The organism is Bifidobacterium castoris, from assembly GCF_003952025.1.
Taxonomy (GTDB): domain Bacteria; phylum Actinomycetota; class Actinomycetes; order Actinomycetales; family Bifidobacteriaceae; genus Bifidobacterium; species Bifidobacterium castoris.
This window is the reverse complement of sequence record NZ_QXGI01000001.1, coordinates 1-15169: the sequence shown is the minus strand read 5'-3', so window position 1 is coordinate 15169 and position 15169 is coordinate 1. Positions and strand designations below refer to the sequence as shown.

Annotated in this window: 13 protein-coding genes; 3 read left to right on the top strand and 10 right to left on the bottom strand. The window is 67.2% G+C overall.

Going from position 1 to position 15169, the window contains the following annotated elements:
• Positions 1-131: 131 nt before the first annotated feature.
• The 7 genes from pflB to D2E22_RS00035 form a co-directional block, all read right to left on the bottom strand.
• Complete coding sequence (gene pflB / locus D2E22_RS00065; protein WP_126031113.1) at positions 132-2507, bottom strand: formate C-acetyltransferase; 2376 nt, start codon at positions 2505-2507, stop codon at positions 132-134.
• A 251-nt stretch (positions 2508-2758) separates the two neighbouring features.
• Positions 2759-2956: a hypothetical protein gene (locus D2E22_RS00060; RefSeq protein WP_126031112.1), complete on the bottom strand. Its 198-nt coding sequence runs from the start codon at positions 2954-2956 to the stop codon at positions 2759-2761.
• Between the two features lie 81 nt (positions 2957-3037).
• Entirely contained in the window at positions 3038-4735 is a 1698-nt protein-coding gene (locus D2E22_RS00055; protein WP_126031111.1) for an NAD+ synthase, read from the bottom strand.
• A gap of 29 nt (positions 4736-4764) precedes the next feature.
• A complete protein-coding gene (locus tag D2E22_RS00050; RefSeq protein ID WP_126031110.1) occupies positions 4765-5919 on the bottom strand; it encodes a M20 metallopeptidase family protein in 1155 nt (384 codons plus the stop codon).
• A gap of 62 nt (positions 5920-5981) precedes the next feature.
• Positions 5982-6695 carry a methionine ABC transporter permease gene (locus D2E22_RS00045; protein ID WP_126031109.1) on the bottom strand — a complete coding sequence of 238 codons (714 nt, stop codon included), beginning with the start codon at positions 6693-6695 and terminating at the stop codon, positions 5982-5984.
• Positions 6695-7960 carry a methionine ABC transporter ATP-binding protein gene (locus tag D2E22_RS00040; protein ID WP_126031108.1) on the bottom strand — a complete coding sequence of 422 codons (1266 nt, stop codon included), beginning with the start codon at positions 7958-7960 and terminating at the stop codon, positions 6695-6697. Before D2E22_RS00040 ends, D2E22_RS00045 begins: the two co-directional genes overlap by 1 nt.
• 137 nt (positions 7961-8097) lie before the next feature.
• Positions 8098-9129: a MetQ/NlpA family ABC transporter substrate-binding protein gene (locus tag D2E22_RS00035; RefSeq protein ID WP_126031107.1), complete on the bottom strand. Its 1032-nt coding sequence runs from the start codon at positions 9127-9129 to the stop codon at positions 8098-8100.
• A 235-nt stretch (positions 9130-9364) separates the two neighbouring features.
• Between D2E22_RS00035 and D2E22_RS00030 the strand changes: the two genes are divergently transcribed.
• Together D2E22_RS00030 and D2E22_RS00025 are read left to right on the top strand one after the other, a co-directional pair.
• Positions 9365-10210 (top strand): Cof-type HAD-IIB family hydrolase, encoded by an 846-nt coding sequence (locus D2E22_RS00030; RefSeq protein ID WP_126031106.1) that lies wholly within the window; start codon positions 9365-9367, stop codon positions 10208-10210.
• Between the two features lie 68 nt (positions 10211-10278).
• Positions 10279-10818 carry a peptidylprolyl isomerase gene (locus D2E22_RS00025; RefSeq protein WP_126031105.1) on the top strand — a complete coding sequence of 180 codons (540 nt, stop codon included), beginning with the start codon at positions 10279-10281 and terminating at the stop codon, positions 10816-10818.
• A gap of 111 nt (positions 10819-10929) precedes the next feature.
• Here D2E22_RS00025 and D2E22_RS00020 read toward each other — a convergent pair whose 3' ends face one another.
• From D2E22_RS00020 to D2E22_RS00010, 3 genes are all read right to left on the bottom strand, one after another.
• Positions 10930-13269 carry a RelA/SpoT family protein gene (locus D2E22_RS00020; protein WP_126031104.1) on the bottom strand — a complete coding sequence of 780 codons (2340 nt, stop codon included), beginning with the start codon at positions 13267-13269 and terminating at the stop codon, positions 10930-10932.
• Positions 13270-13355: 86 nt separating this feature from the next.
• Positions 13356-13826 (bottom strand): dUTP diphosphatase, encoded by a 471-nt coding sequence (dut, locus tag D2E22_RS00015; RefSeq protein ID WP_126031103.1) that lies wholly within the window; start codon positions 13824-13826, stop codon positions 13356-13358.
• The gene (locus D2E22_RS00010) at positions 13826-14119 is read right to left on the bottom strand and encodes a DUF4193 domain-containing protein (protein WP_126031102.1); all 294 of its coding nucleotides are present in this window, start codon (positions 14117-14119) and stop codon (positions 13826-13828) included. The genes dut and D2E22_RS00010 overlap by 1 nt, the downstream gene beginning before the upstream one ends.
• Before the next feature lie 159 nt (positions 14120-14278).
• Here D2E22_RS00010 and sepH point away from each other — a divergent pair.
• The coding region (gene sepH, locus D2E22_RS00005) for a septation protein SepH (protein WP_126031101.1) at positions 14279-15169 on the top strand (891 nt) is incomplete at its 3' end.

Below are 15169 nucleotides of genomic sequence, written 5' to 3'. Positions count from 1 at the left end.
TCTCCTTGTCATGCCGTCGGCGCCGGCGCCGATGTCGACGGCCGGATACGGCAAAGGGCAGGGTGCTCGACCCCGCCCTTTGCCTTCAGGCGGCCCGTCCCGTGCGACGGGCCGCCGGTGCGCGTCCCGGCTCAGTCCTCGACGGCTCCCTGATGGAAGGTGCGGGAGATGACGTCGAGCTGCTGCTCCTTGGTCAGCTTGACGAAGTTGACGGCGTAGCCGGAGACGCGCACGGTCAGGTGCGGGTACTTCTCCGGATGCTCGACGGCGTCCTCGAGCTGTTCCTTGCGCAGCACGTTGATGTTCGCATGGTACAGTCCGTGGCCGTTGCCGGCGTCGAGGATGCCGACGAGGTTGTTGATGCGCTCGTCCTCGTCGCGGCCCAGACCGTCGGGCGTGATCGTGTTCGTCAGCGAGATGCCGTCGAGCGCGTCGTTGTAGTCGATCTTGCCGACCGAGAACATCGACGGCAGCATGCCATGCGAGTCCATGCCGTTCTCCGGGTTCGCGCCCGGCGCATACGGCGTGCCCTTGACGTGGCCGGACGGGAACGAACCGGTGTTCTTGCCGTATTCGACGTTCGACGTGATCGTCAGGATCGACTGCGTCGGGACGGCGCCGCGGTACACCGGCAGGCGCTTGACCTGGCCCATGACCGTCGAGACGACCCACTTGGCGATGTCGTCGGCGCGATCGTCGTCGTTGCCGTAGAGCGGGAACTCGCCTTCGGTGCGGTAGCCGACGACGAGGTCGTCGTCCGCGCCCTCGACGTACTCGAACTCGTGGCCCGGCATGTCCTTGGCGTCCTTGTTGGTGATCGGGTAGACCTTTGCGTACTTGCACGCGGACAACGAGTCGGCCGCGATCGACAGGCCGGACATGCCGCAGCCGAGCGTGCGGTAGACCTCGCGGTCGTGCAGCGCCATCTCGATCGACTCGTAGGCGTACTTATCGTGCATGTAGTGGATGATGTTGAGCGCCTCGACATAGGTCTCCGAAAGCCATTCGAGGGCCTTCTCGTAGTTCGCCTTGACCTTTTCGTAGTCGAGCGAGCCGTCCGCCTCCGGCTTGATCGGGTCGATGATGCCCTTGTCGATCACCTGCATGCCGGTCATCTCGTCGCGGCCGCCGTTGATCGCGTACAGCAGCGCCTTCGCGGAGTTGACGCGCGCGGCGAAGAACTGCATCTGCTTGCCCACGCGCATCGGCGAGACGCAGCACGCGATCGCGGCGTCGTCGCCCCAGTGCGAGCGGATCTCCTTGTCGGACTCGTACTGGATCGCCGAGGTGTCGATCGAGATCTTCGCGCAGAAGTTCTTGTAGCCCTCCGGCAGCTTCGGGTCCCAGAAGATCGTGATGTTCGGCTCCGGCCCCGGCCCCAGGTGCTCGAGCGTGAGCGTGTTGAGCAGGCGGAACGAGGTCTTCGTGACCATCGTGCGGCCGTCGTCGCCGAAGCCGCCGTCCGACCAGGTCGCCCAGTACGGATCGCCGGAGAAGATCGAATCGTAGTCCTTCGTGCGCAGGAAGCGCACGATGCGCAGCTTCATGACGAGGTTGTCGATGATCTCCTGGGCGTCGGCCTCGGTGATCGTGCCGTTCTTGAGGTCGCGCTCGAAGTAGCAGTCGAAGAACGTGGAGACACGGCCGAAGCTCATCGCGGCGCCGTCCTGGCTCTTGACCGAGGCGAGGTAGCCCATGTAGGTCCACTGGACGGCCTCCTTCGCGTTCATCGCCGGACGCGCCAGATCGAGGCCGTACTCCTTGCCCAGGTTGATGAGCTTCTTGAGCGCCTTGATCTGCTCGTCGTGCTCCTCGCGGTAGCGGATCCAGTGCTCGATCTCGGTCTCGGAGAAGTCGTTGCGGTACGGGATCGCGTCCTTGTCGCGCTGCTTGAACTTGATCAGCGTGTCGACGCCGTACAGCGCGACGCGGCGGTAGTCGCCGATGATGCGGCCGCGGCCGTACGCGTCCGGCAGACCGGTGAGGATCTTGTTGTGGCGCGCGACCTTGATGTTCTTCGTGTAGACGCCGAAGACGCCGTCGTTGTGGGTCTTGCGGTACTTCGTGAAGATCGCCTTGACCGCCGCGTCGGGCTCCTTGCCGGCCTCCTTGACCGCCTGCTCGACCATACGCCAGCCGCCGTTCGGCATCATCGCGCGCTTGCACGGCTCGTCGGTCTGCAGGCCGACGATGACGTCGTCGACCTCCGGGGAGTCGATGTAGCCGGCCGGGAACGCGTCGATGTCGGCCGGGGTCTGGGTGTCGACGTCGTAGACGCGCTGCTTGCGCTCGACGGCCAGGTAGTTGTCGTCGAGGTACTGCCACAGGTGCTTCGTCTTGTCGGTGGCGTCCGCGAGGAAGGACTCGTCGCCCTCGTAGGGCGTGTAGTTCTTCTGGATGAAGTCACGGACATCGATGTCCTTCTCCCAGTCGCCGGGGACGAAGCCCTTCCAGGCCTGCTCCTTGATGTCCTCCGGGGAGACCGCGGTTGCCTCAACTGCTGCCATATTCACTCCTTTTGAGGGGGTCTGTTGCGACGCGTCTTCGTGTCGTTTCCTGTTTCATGATAACCGTTCGTCATCGGCGAACGGCCGTGTACACGCGTGACCTTGGTCACACTCCCCTTTTTCCCGTGTGATACGCGTCACTCATGCGCGCCGTGAGCGCGCACACGCATCGAAAAGCAAAAGGCCGCGCCGGTCCCAGTCCGGGACCGGCGCGGCCTCGCGTCTCCGGCGTCAACGGCCCGCGGGCCCCGTCATTTCGACGCGCCCCAGCTGTTCCAGGCGTGGTCCTCGTCGTCCCAGCGCTTGTTGCGCTCGGCCGCCGTCTTCAACGCGTCCATCGCCGCCTGCTTCGTCGGGTACGGCCCGATGCGGTGCTCCATCGGCGACTGCGGGCCGAGTTCCACCTGCCCGGTCGCCGTGTTGTAATACCACTGCTGCGCTTCGCTCATGCTTTCGCTCCTTCGTGCTGTTCGTGCAAACGCCCGTTTCGGGCACCACTGTACGCCTGTGCGCCTGTGCGCTCCGGTCCGCTATTCGCGGAACCGGTCGGTGACCGGAAGGCGCCGGTCGCGGCCGAACGCGAGCGCGCTGACCTTCGGCCCGAGCGGGTACTGGCGGCGTTTCCATTCGGCGCGGTCGACGAGGCGCATGACCGTGTCCACGGTCTTCTCGTCGAAGCCGTCGGCGAGCAGGTCGGCGCGTCCGTGCGCATGCTCGATGTAGGATTCGAGGACCTTGTCGAGCAACGCGTATTCGGGCAGCGAATCCGAGTCCTTCTGCCCGGGGCGCAGCTCGGCGCTCGGAGCCTTCTCGATCGAGCTCATCGGGATGACGACGCCGCCGGCCGGCATGACGCCCGCGGCGCCGTCCTCGTTGCCGACGACACGCAGGCCGCCGACGCCGACGCCTTCGGCGGCTGCACGGTTGCGCCAGCGCGCGAGCGCCCACACCTTCGTCTTGAAGACGTCCTTGATCGGCGCGTAGCCGCCGACGGCGTCTCCGTAGATCGTCGAGTAGCCGCAGGCGAGTTCGGATTTGTTGCCGGTGGCGAGCGCAAGCGCGCCCTTCGAGTTCGAATAGGCCATGACGATGACGCCGCGGATGCGCGCCTGCAGGTTCTCGGCGGCCACGCCCTCGAGGCCCAGCTGCCGCTGGAAGGCGTTGAAGAGCGGTTCGATCGGCTGCACGTCGTAGTGGGCGCCGAGGTTCGCCGCAAGATCGGCGGCGTCGTCCTTCGAACCGTCCGACGAGTACATGCTCGGCATCGAGATGCCGAACACCGCGTCGCCGCCGGCCGCGTCGGCGGCCATCGCGGCGACGAGCGCCGAATCGATGCCTCCGGACAGGCCGAGCGTGACCGACGTGAAGCCGTTCTTGGCCATGTAGTCCTTGAGGCCGAGCACGCAGGCCGTGTAGACCTCCTCGTCCGCGTCGAGGGGCGCGGCTATCGTCGTCGGCCTCTGACGGTCGGCCGCCGTGTCGAGGTCGAAGTACGCGAGGTCCTCGACGAACATCGGCGAGCGTTCAAGCAGCGCGCCGTCGGCGTCGACGACGAAGCTGCCGCCGTCGAAGACGAGGTCGTCCTGGGCGCCGACCTGGTTGACGTAGACCAACGGCGCGCCTACCTCGCCCGCGCGTCGCGCGCCCAGTTCGAGCCGCGTGTGCGTCTTGCCCTCCTCGTACGGCGAGCCGTTGACCGTCAACAGCAGGTCGATGCCGAGTCCCGCGAGCTCGGCGACGGGGCCGCCGTCCTGCCAGATGTCCTCGCAGATCGCGACGCCGATGCGCGCGCCGTCGATGTCGAGCACGACGGGCCGGTCGCCGGATGAGAAGATGCGGAATTCGTCGAAGACGCCGTAGTTGGGCAGGAAATGCTTGTCGTAGGCGGCCCAAACGCGCCCGTCGTGCAGGACGACGAGGCGGTTGCGCGGCTTGCCGTTGGCGTGGTCGGTGCCGATCGTGCCGGCGACGACGTACAGGTCGCCCAGGCCTTCGTCGCCGAGCGCGGCGGCAAGCCGGTCGGCCGTGTCCCATGCGGCCTTGCGGAAGGTCGCGCGCAGCGCGAGGTCCTCGATCGGGTAGCCGGTGAGCGTCATCTCCGGGAAGACGACGACGTCGGCGCCGCCTTCGTTGGCGCGCCGTGTGAACGCGAGGACCTTCCGGGCGTTGCCGTCGAGGTCGCCGACGCAGGTGTCGATCTGCGCGAGTGCAAAACGTAGTGTGCTCATGGCCACCAAGTGTAGCGCCGCGCGCCTCCCTATCCGGCCGCGAGCGTGTGCAGCGTCTCCAGCGCCGCGTTCGCGTAGAACTCGGCGCCGGTCTTCACGCTTTCGTCGAAGCCGACGAAGCGCGGGCTGTGCCAGTCCGCGCAGCCGGGCGTGCCGTTCGAGCCGACGAAGGCGAAGACAAGTCGCGTCACCTCGGCGTATTCGGCGAAGTCCTCCCCCGCCATCGAGGGCATGATCGGCGCGGCCTCGGCGTATGCGGGGATCGCGGCGGCCACCGGCGCGATCAGGTCGGGGTCGCATACGAGCGGCGCCTGGAAGTCGTCCCATTCGACGTCGGCGCGGATGCCGTAGGCGGCGGCCGTCGCCTCGACGATCTGCCTGAAGCGGCGGGCGGCGAGGTCGCCGTCCTCGCGGTGGAAGTAGCGCGCCGTGCCCTGGAAACCGGCTTCGGCGGGGATGACGTTCCACACGTCGCCGCCGTGCACCTCGGTCACCGACACGACGAGCGGGTGGAACGGCGAGGCGTTGCGGCTGACGATCGTCTGCAGCGCGAGGATCATCGAGCCCATCGCCTCGAACGGACCGGTGCCTTTGTGCGGGTAGCCGCCGTGCGCGCCGTCGGCGTGCAGGTCCACGCGGAATCGCACGCAGCCGGCCATCATCGGCTGCACTCCGGCGGCGAGGACGCCGGGCGCGTAGTTCGGGTTGTTGTGCGTGCCGATGATCGCGTCGAGCCCGTCGGCGAGGCCGGCGTCGATGACGGCGCGCGCGCCGCGGCCGAGCTCCTCGGCCGGCTGGAAGATGACGCGCAACGTGCCGTGGATGAGGTCGCGGTGCGCGTTGAGCCAGAACACGGCGCCGAGCAGGCTCGTCATGTGCAGGTCGTGGCCGCAGGCGTGCATGACGCCGTCGTTGGCCGACGCGAAGTCGAGTCCCGAGTCCTCATGCACCGGCAGGCCGTCGATGTCGGCGCGCAATCCGACGACCGGCCCCGGATGCGCGCCCTCGATGCGCGCGACGACGCCGGTCGGCATCGGGTCGTCGAGCAGCTCGACGCCGTGCCTGGCGAGCACATCCCTGAGGTACGCGCTCGTCGCGCGCTCCTCGAAGGAACGTTCCGGATGCCGGTGCAGATGGTGGCGGATCGCGCGCAGCTCGTCGCTCAGTTCGATCGTCACGGCCATGGTGGTGCCTCTTTCCTCTTGCGTCCTTCGCCCCCGCCTCGCCGGCGTATGCCGTCGCCGGCTCAACGGCGCAGCAGCCGCTTGGCGATCGCGTTCGCGATGGCCTGCACGACCTGCACGAGCACGATCATGATGATGACGGCCGTCCATGTGACGGTCTGGTCGAACTTCTGGTATCCGTACGCGATCGCGAAGTTGCCCAGGCCGCCGCCGCCGATGTAGCCGGCCATCGCGGACATGTCGAGCACGCCGATGAACAGGAACGCGTAGGCGAGGATGAGCGGCGCGAGCGCCTCGGGGATGAGCACGGTGCGGATGATCGTGAACTTCGAGGCGCCCATCGCGCGCGCCGCCTCGATGACGCCGTGGTCGACCGGCACGAGGTTCTGCTCGACGAGGCGCGACGTCGCGAAGGTGCACATGATGCACATCGGGAAGATCGCCGCCGTCGTGCCGATCGACGTGCCGACGACCTTGACGGTCAGCGGCTGCATCGCGGCGAGGAAGATGATGAACGGGATCGGTCGCACGATGTTGACGAGGATGTCGAGCACGCGGTAGACGACGCGGTTCTCGAACAGGTTGCCCGGGCGCGTGCCGTAGAGGACGACGCCGAGGACGAGGCCGAGGACGCCGCCGATGACGATCGTGACGAGCACCATCTGCAGCGTCTGGACGACCGACTGCGCGAGCAGGGGCCTGAGGACGCTCCAGTCACTGCGGCTCGCGAGCGTCGCGGCGTGCGCGGTTGCGGATTCGATGGTGAGGGTGTGCATCAGTCACGTTCCTTTCGTGCGGCTGTCCGCTGCGCCGCCGTCGTGGGCGCCATGTCGACGACGTCGTCGTCCTGTTCGATCATTCCGAGGTCGTCGGCGAGCGTTTGCGTCGATCCGGCCGGCATCTCGTCGGGGCCGAGCGCGATCTGCGCGCGTTCGACGGCCGCGTCGTAGTCGACCGGATCGGCCTTCGTGCCGAAGTCGACGATGTCGCTGTGGCGACGCAGGTCGGTGAGGAAGGCGTCGATCTTCGCCTCCTCGCCGGTGAACTCGTAGGTCATCGCGCCGATCGCGATGTCCTGCACCGTGTCGATGCCGCCGTAGAGCAGCCCGCTGCTGACGCCGTGTCGCGCGATGAGCTCGGAGATGTCCTGTCCGGAGGCGGGCACAAGCACGTTGCCGTCGGCGTCGACGATGTCGCGCTGGCGCACGACGACGGTGACGAGGCGTCCGGGCCACTGCTCGCGCATGACGGCGACGCGCGCCGGGTCGGGCAGTCCGTCCATCGCCGTGGCGATGAAGCGTTTCGTGACCGGCTGCTTCGGCGCGGCGAAGACGTCGTAGACGTCGCCCTGTTCGACGACCCTGCCGGCGCTCATGACGGCGACGCGGTTCGCGATCTGCTGGACGACGTTCATCTGGTGCGTGATGAGCACGATCGTGATGCCGAGCTGGCGGTTGACGCGCGCGAGCAGCTGCAGCACCTCGGTCGTCGTCTCCGGATCGAGCGCGCTCGTCGCCTCGTCGGCGAGCAGGATCCTGGGGTTCGTCGCCAACGCGCGCGCGATGCCGACGCGCTGCTTCTGGCCGCCCGACAGCTGCGACGGGTACTTGTCCGCGTGCTCGGACAGGCCGACGAACTCGAGCAGCTCACTGACCCGCTTGTCCTGGTAGTCCTTGCGCCAATGGTCGAGCTTCAACGGGTACGCGATGTTCTGCGCGACCGTCTTCTGCGAGAACAGGTTGAACTGCTGGAAGATCATGCCGATCTTCTGGCGCACCGGACGCAGGCCGCCCTCGCCCATGTGCGACACGTCGTGGCCCATGACGGTGACGGTGCCGCTCGTCGGCCGCTCGAGCGCGTTGATCATGCGCACGAGCGTCGACTTGCCGGCGCCCGAGTAGCCGATGATACCGAAGACATCGCCCTCGTCGACGCGCAGCGAGACGTCGTCGACGGCGCGCATCGTCCTCTTCGCGCCGCGCTGCCTGAACTCCTTGACCACATGGTCGAAGACGATGATGGGTTCCTTGCCTTGCGTCATTGTGCCGCCTTGTCTTCCTGGGTTGCCGTCCGGCGGTCGCCCGCCGTGGACGCGCGATGAGCCGCCCGCCGTCATTGTAACGGCACGGGCGGCTCGTCGCGCGTCGCGGGCCGCGCGGCATGGGCCGCGCGAGCCGGTCACTTGTCGTTCGAGCGGATGTCCGACTCGATGTCGTCGAGGTACTTCGCGAGTTCGGCCTGCGTGAACTTGTCGGCGAACACGGCGGTCCCGGCCGACTCCTCCTGCAGCGCGTCGAGCACCGGCTTCGTCTGGTAGATCTCGACGCACTTCCTGTACACGGCGTTGTCCACGTCGGCGGCGCGCACGGCGAAGATGTTGATGTAGGGGCGCGACTCCTCGGATTCGGCGTCATCCTGGTAGATCGCGTCGGTCGGGTCGAGCCCGGCGTCCGCCACGTAGTCGTTGTTGATGACGCCCGCGGACAGGTCGTCGCCGCCGGCCTTGAGCGTGTTCGCGATCTGCTCGGCCTTCATCGGCACGACCTTGACCTTCGACTTCGCCTCGTCGATGTCCTGCGGGATCGTGAACGCCGTCCAATCGCCCTTGAGCGTGACGACGCCGGCGGCCTTGAGCACGCCGATCGCGCGCGCCTGGTTCGTCTCGTCGTTCGGGATCGCGACCGTCGAACCGGCCGGCAGGTCCTTGATATCCGTGTAGCGCGGCTCGCCGTCCGTGCCGAAGGCCGAGTAGACGCCGAGCGGGTAGATCGCCACGCCGCCGAGCGGCTGCAGGTCCTTGCCGTTCTGCACGTTGTAGTTGGCCAGATAGAGCAGATGCTGGAACTCGTTCATGTCGAGGTCGCCGGCATCGAGCGCCGGGTTCTCGCTCGTGTAGTCCTGGAAGTCCACGATGTCCACGTAGACGCCCTTCGCCTCGGCCTGCTTCTTGAATTCGACCCACTGCGGATCGGTCGCGCCGACGACGCCGATCTTCACCGGATTGTCCTTTGTGCCCTTCGTCTCGGCGCTCGCGGCCGCCTTTCCGCCGCCGTTCGCGCGGTGGAAGCCGAAGAAGGCGGCCGCCGCCACGAGAGCCACGACGATGACGGCGATGATGATGTTGCGCGCCGTGTGGTTGACGCGCACCGGCTCGTCGGTATTCAGCTCGGGCACGTTGCCGCCCGGTTCGTTGGTGTTGTTCTGGCTCATCGTTTCCGTATCTTTCTTCCGTGTGTTCCCTTGGGTTTGCCCATGGTTCCCGCGCGCGCCCGGACCGTGTGCCGGCGCCGCGACGTGTTCAAGGATACGACCGCGGACGACGTAACGGCGCCGTGTCGTTATCGTTTCCTCTTATAGGCGGCGTTCGGCCATTGCAACGCCAACGGTTGCGCCGCCGAAGACGCGGAATCGACGACACGGGGCGGACGGCCATAGACTGGACGTCATGACGATTTCCACCGGCCGCACACCCCGCCGCGACGATGCCGCCGGCAGCGGCATCCGCGCCGTGTTCTTCGACATCGACGGCACACTGACGAGCTTCGCGACGCACACGGTGCCGCAATCGACGGTCGACGCGCTCCATGCACTGCATGCGAAGGGCGTGCGCGTCTACATCTGCACCGGCCGCTCCCCCGAACAGATGAAGGTCGTGCTCGACGCGATCCCCTTCCGCTTCGACGGCATCGCCGGCGTCAACGGGCAATACTGCTGGAGGGCCGACGGCACCGTCGTCTCCGACCAGCCGATCGACGTGGCGGACGTGCGGGCCGTCGTCGGCTGGCTCGACCGTCATCCGGACGTCGTCGCCGTGTTCGCCGAACGCGACACGGCGTATTTCAACCATGACTCCGAACGGATGCGCGCGATGTGGAGATCGCTGGGCAAGACGGCGCCGAAGCTCAGCTTCACCGACCCTCACACGCGCATCCAAGACAACCGGATCTACCAGATCAGCCCCTATGTGGGCGCCGACGACGAACAGGCGATCGTCGCATGCTGCCACGCCGTGCGCGGCGTGCGCTGGCATCCCGATTTCGTCGACCTCATCCCCGCCTCGGGAGGCAAGGACCGCGGCGTCGAGGCGCTGCTGGCCGATGCGGGACTGGCGCGTGCGCAGTCGATGGCCTTCGGGGACGGCGGCAACGACGTGGACATGCTGCGCTATGCGCATATCGGCGTCGCGATGGGCAACGGCACCGACGACGCGAAGGCCGCCGCCGACTACGTCACGCGGGATGTCGACGACGACGGCGTCCTGCACGCACTGCGACGCTTCGGGATCCTGTGACGCGGCGCACGTTCGCCGTCGGACGCAGCGCCATGCACGAGCGCGGCCGTATGCTACCGTGTCGAGGTATGACCACTATTATCATGCACACCTCCGAAGGTGACATCACGATCAACCTGTTCGACGACAAGACGCCCAAGACCGTCGAGAACTTCCTCGGCCTGGCCACCGGCCAGAAGACCTGGCGCGACCCCTTCACCGGCGGGCAGTCCAACGAGCGTTTCTATGACGGCCTGACCTTCCACCGCGTCATCAAGGACTTCATGATCCAGGGCGGATGCCCGCTCGGCACCGGCACCGGCGGCCCCGGCTACGACTTCGACGACGAGATCGTCCCGACGCTCAAGTTCGACCGCCCCTACCTGCTCGCGATGGCGAACGCCGGCCTCGCCCGCGGCGCCGACGGCAAGCTGCACGGCACGAACGGCTCGCAGTTCTTCATCACGACGGTGCCGACGCCGTGGCTCGACGGCCACCACACGATCTTCGGCGAGGTCGCCGACGAGGCCTCGAAGGCCATCGTCGACAGGATCGACGCCGTCGCCACCGACGCGCGCGACTGCCCGCTCGAGCCGGTCATGATCGAATCGATCGAGGTCAAGGACTGACGGTCCGCGACCTGCGGTGCTTCGTCAGAGCGACGTGAAGGAGGTGGCGCCCCGCCCCGGGGAGCCACCTCCTTTCGTATCGTCTGTCTTACGACGCCGGCGTCGCGTCGCTCAACGCTGCTGCGCGTCGCGGCCGCGGATGCGGCGCATGCGCGGCTGCGCGGAGTCCTTCGCGCCGGTCAGCCGGTAGACGTCGAAGACGCCGTCGATCTTGCGCACCGCGGACAGCAGCGTGTTCAGATGCTGCGGATCGGCCATCTCGAAGCTGAACTGGCTCGTGGCCACGCGGTCCGAGCCGGTCGCGATCGAACCGGAGAGGATGTTGACGCCATGGTCGGACAGCACGCGCGTCACGTCGGAAAGCAGATGCGGCCGGTCGAGCGCCTCCACCTGGATGCGCACCATGAACAGGCCCTTGTCGTTCGTCCACGACACGTCGACGACGCGTTCGGGTTCGCGGCGTTTGAGGTTGATCATGTTGAGGCAGTCGACCCGGTGCACAGAGACGCCCTCGTTGCGCGTGATGAAACCGACGATGCTGTCGCCGGGCACCGGCATGCAGCACTTGGCGAGCTTGACCCAGATGTCGGTGACGCCCTTGACGGCGATGCCCGGTCCGGTGCCGCCGCGGCGGTGCTTGGGCATGCGCAGCGGCAGCATCTCCTCTTCGGCCTCCTCGGCCACCTCGTCGCTGCCGGCGTCCTTGACCAGATGGGAGATGACGTTCTGCGTCGAGACCTGGCCTTCGCCGATCGCCGCGTAGACGGTCTCGACGTTCGGCAGGTTGAGGTCGTCGGCCACACCGACCATCGCCTCGGGAGTCAGCAGCGCGTTGACCGGCAGGTTGCGCTTACGGATCGCGCGCGTCAGCTCGTCGCGGCCCTCCTCGATCGCCTCGGTGCGCCGCTCCTTGCTGAACCACTGGCGGATCTTGTTGCGCGCCTTCGGGCTCTTGACGAAGCTCAGCCAGTCGCGCGACGGGCCGGCCGTGTCCGACTTGCTCGTGAGCACCTCGACGGTGTCGCCGTTCTCGAGCGTCGTGTCGAGCGGCACGAGACGTCCGTTGACGCGCGCGCCCATCGTGCGGTGGCCGACCTCGGTGTGCACGGCGTACGCGAAGTCGATCGGCGTGGCGTCCGCCGGCAGCGAGACGATCTTGCCCTTGGGCGTGAACACGTACACCTCGGCGCGGCCGAGATCCTCCTTGAGCGAACCGAGGAACTCGTCCGAGTCCGGCGTCTCGCTCGTCCAGTCGGCGAGCTGCTGGATCCATTTGAGGTTGTCGGCCTCCTCCGGCTCCTGCCTGCCGCGCTCGCGGTCGGCCTTGTCCGGCGTGCTCAGCGCGCGGCCGGCCTGACCGTTCGCCTTGTACTTCCAATGCGCGGCGATGCCGAACTCGGCGCGCCGGTGCATGTCCCATGTGCGGATCTGGATCTCGACCGGCTTGCCGCCGGGGCCGACGACCGTCGTGTGCAGGCTCTGGTACATGTTGAGCTTCGGCATCGCGATGTAGTCCTTGAACCGGCCCGGCACCGGGCTCCATCGCGCGTGCACGGCGCCGAGCACGGCGTAGCAGTCCTGGATCGTGTCGACGATGATGCGCACGCCGACGAGGTCGTAGATGTCGGAGAAATCATGACCGCGCACGATCATCTTCTGGTAGATCGAGAAGTAGTCCTTCGGGCGTCCGGTGACCATCGCGTGGACGCCCAGATCGCCCAGATCCTCGTTGATCTCGGCGATGATCTGCTTGAGGTAGACCTCGCGCTGGCCGGCGCGGTGCGCGACGAGCATGACGATCTCGTTGTAGATCTTCGGGTAGAGGACCTTGAAGCTCAGCTCTTCGAGCTCCGTCTTGATCGCGTTCATGCCGAGGCGGTTCGCCAACGGCGCGTAGACGTCGAGCGTCTCGCGCGCCTTGCGCTGCGCGCTCGACGGCTTGACGTAGCGCCAGGTGCGCGCGTTATGCACACGGTCGGCGAGCTTGACGACGAGCACGCGCACGTCGCGGCTCATCGCGACGACCATCTTGCGGATCGTCTCCGCCTGCGCCGAGTCGCCGTAGTCCATCTTCGTCAGCTTCGTGACGCCGTCCACGAGGCCGGCCACGGTGTCGCCGAACTCGGCGCGGCATTCCTCGAGCGTGTAGTCGGTGTCCTCGACCGTGTCATGCAGCAGGCCGGCGGCGACGACGAGCGGGCCCATGCCGAGGTCGGCGAGGATCTGCGCGACGGCGAGCGGGTGGATGATGTACGGTTCGCCGGATTTGCGGCGCTGCGTCGAATGCTGGAGCACGGCGCGCCGGTAGGCGCGCGAGAGGATCTCCATGTCCTCGTCCGGATGGTGCTGCCTGCAGATCGCCAGGATCGGGGCGAGCGGATCGAGCGGGTTCTCGCTGATCTCGCAACCGAGCATGTTGGCCGGCTGCATCTCCTCGTCCATGTCCGCCATCGTCCATGCTCCTCTCTCGTCGACGCGCCGTCTTCCCACGGGCGTCATTTCATTCTACGCGCGGCACGCCGGGCGACGGCGCGCGCCTACACCCCGGTCGACCCGAAGCCCCGTTCGGCGCGGTCCGAACCCGGCAGCGCCTGAGCCGGCACGAAGGTCGCCTCGACGTAACGCTGGATGACCAGCTGCGCGATGCGGTCCCCTGGTTCGAAGACGGCGCGTTCATGGGCGTCGAGGTTGATCAGCGGCACCATGATCTCGCCGCGGTATCCGGCGTCGACGGTGCCGGGTGCGTTGAGCACCGTCACGCCCCGTTTGGCGGCGAGACCGGAACGCGGATGGACGAGCGCCACATAGCCCGCCGGCAGCGCGATGCGCACGCCGGTGTGCACGAGCGCCCGTTCGAAAGGTCCCAGCTCCACATGTTCCGTCGTGCTCAGGTCGGCGCCGGCGTCGCCGGCGTGCGCGTAGCGCAGTTCGACCGGATGCGCCGGGTCGACCGGGCAGACGAGCACCTCGGTGGATTCGGGTTCGTTGTATGCGGGGTCGAAGCTCATCAGGCCGCGCACTCCTTGCACACCGGCTGGCCGTCCGGCGTCGTGTACGCAAGCTGGCTGCGGTGCTTGACGAGGAAGCATTCGGAGCAGATGAACTCGTCGCCCTGCATCGGGATGACGGTCACCGACGCGTCCTCGTTGCTCAGGTCGGCGCCGGGCAGCTCATAGTCCTCGGCGATCGCGTTCTCGTCGTCGTCCATGTCGGTCGCGGAGCCCTGCGAGCTCTTGCCGAGCGCCTGCAGCGACTCCTCGTCCTCGTCCTTGTTGCGCGGGGAATCATAATCCTGTGCCATAGCGATTCCTTTCATCGATTGATGGCGGCTTGCCATTGCGACGCACCATACAATACATGGTTTTCCCCGCATAGGATACACGATGAAACCGTTACGCAAAATCCGACACGTGGGGCACAATGGAAAGCGTTCGCATTCTGGATGAAAGAGGTGTTGGCTATGGCAGGTGACTCCTACCCGGTTGCGCGGTTCGATCATGTCACGAAGACCGGCCTGCTGGTGTTCGCCGTGGATGGGTCCTCCTTTGCCGTGGACATCGACGAGACGCTCGAGCGTGCCCTGCTCGAGGCCAAGCAGCTCAGATCGGAACGGCACGTCGAGGAGGCGCCGCAGCAGCAGCGCACGTTGCCGATCTCGCAGATCCAGGCGCTCATCCGCGCTGGCATGGAGCCCGATCAGGTCGCCGAACGCTACGGGCTGAGCCCGATCCTCGTGCGCCGATTCTCCTCGGCCATCGAATCGGAGAAAAGCTACGCGATCGAGCAGTTCCTGCGCGTTCCGGCGCCCAAGGAGTCACGGATGCGCGCGCTCGGCGACGTCATCGAGCGCACCTTCGCCGCGGCGCGCGTGCGGCGCGACGAAGTCGAATGGAAGGCGACGCGGCGAGGTCTCGAACCGTGGCGCATCACCGCCTCCTTCACGTCCGCCGGCCACCCTATCCGTGCGGAATGGTCGTGGAACATGCATGACAACTCGGTCGTGTGCATCAACAACGCCGCGCGCAAACTCATCGGCGAGACGGATATGACGGCCGCCACACCGAACAGCGGCGACGACGTGCCCGACGACGCGATCCCCTCGTCTATTTCACTGCCCGGCGATTCGGCGCGCTCCGCCCGCATCGAGCAGACGGTCTCCGCCTGGAACCAGCCGCAAGATACGCCGACGGCGCAACAGCGGGGCGCAACAGCCGCATCGATCGACGTCGCGGCGCCGCAGCCGCCGGAGCAGACGCCGGACTCGCCGCAGACGGGCGCCCCCGCGCAGCGGACCGACGCGTCGCCGCGTCCCGAGACCACGCCGTCGCCCTCCCCCGGCGCCGCCCCGGCC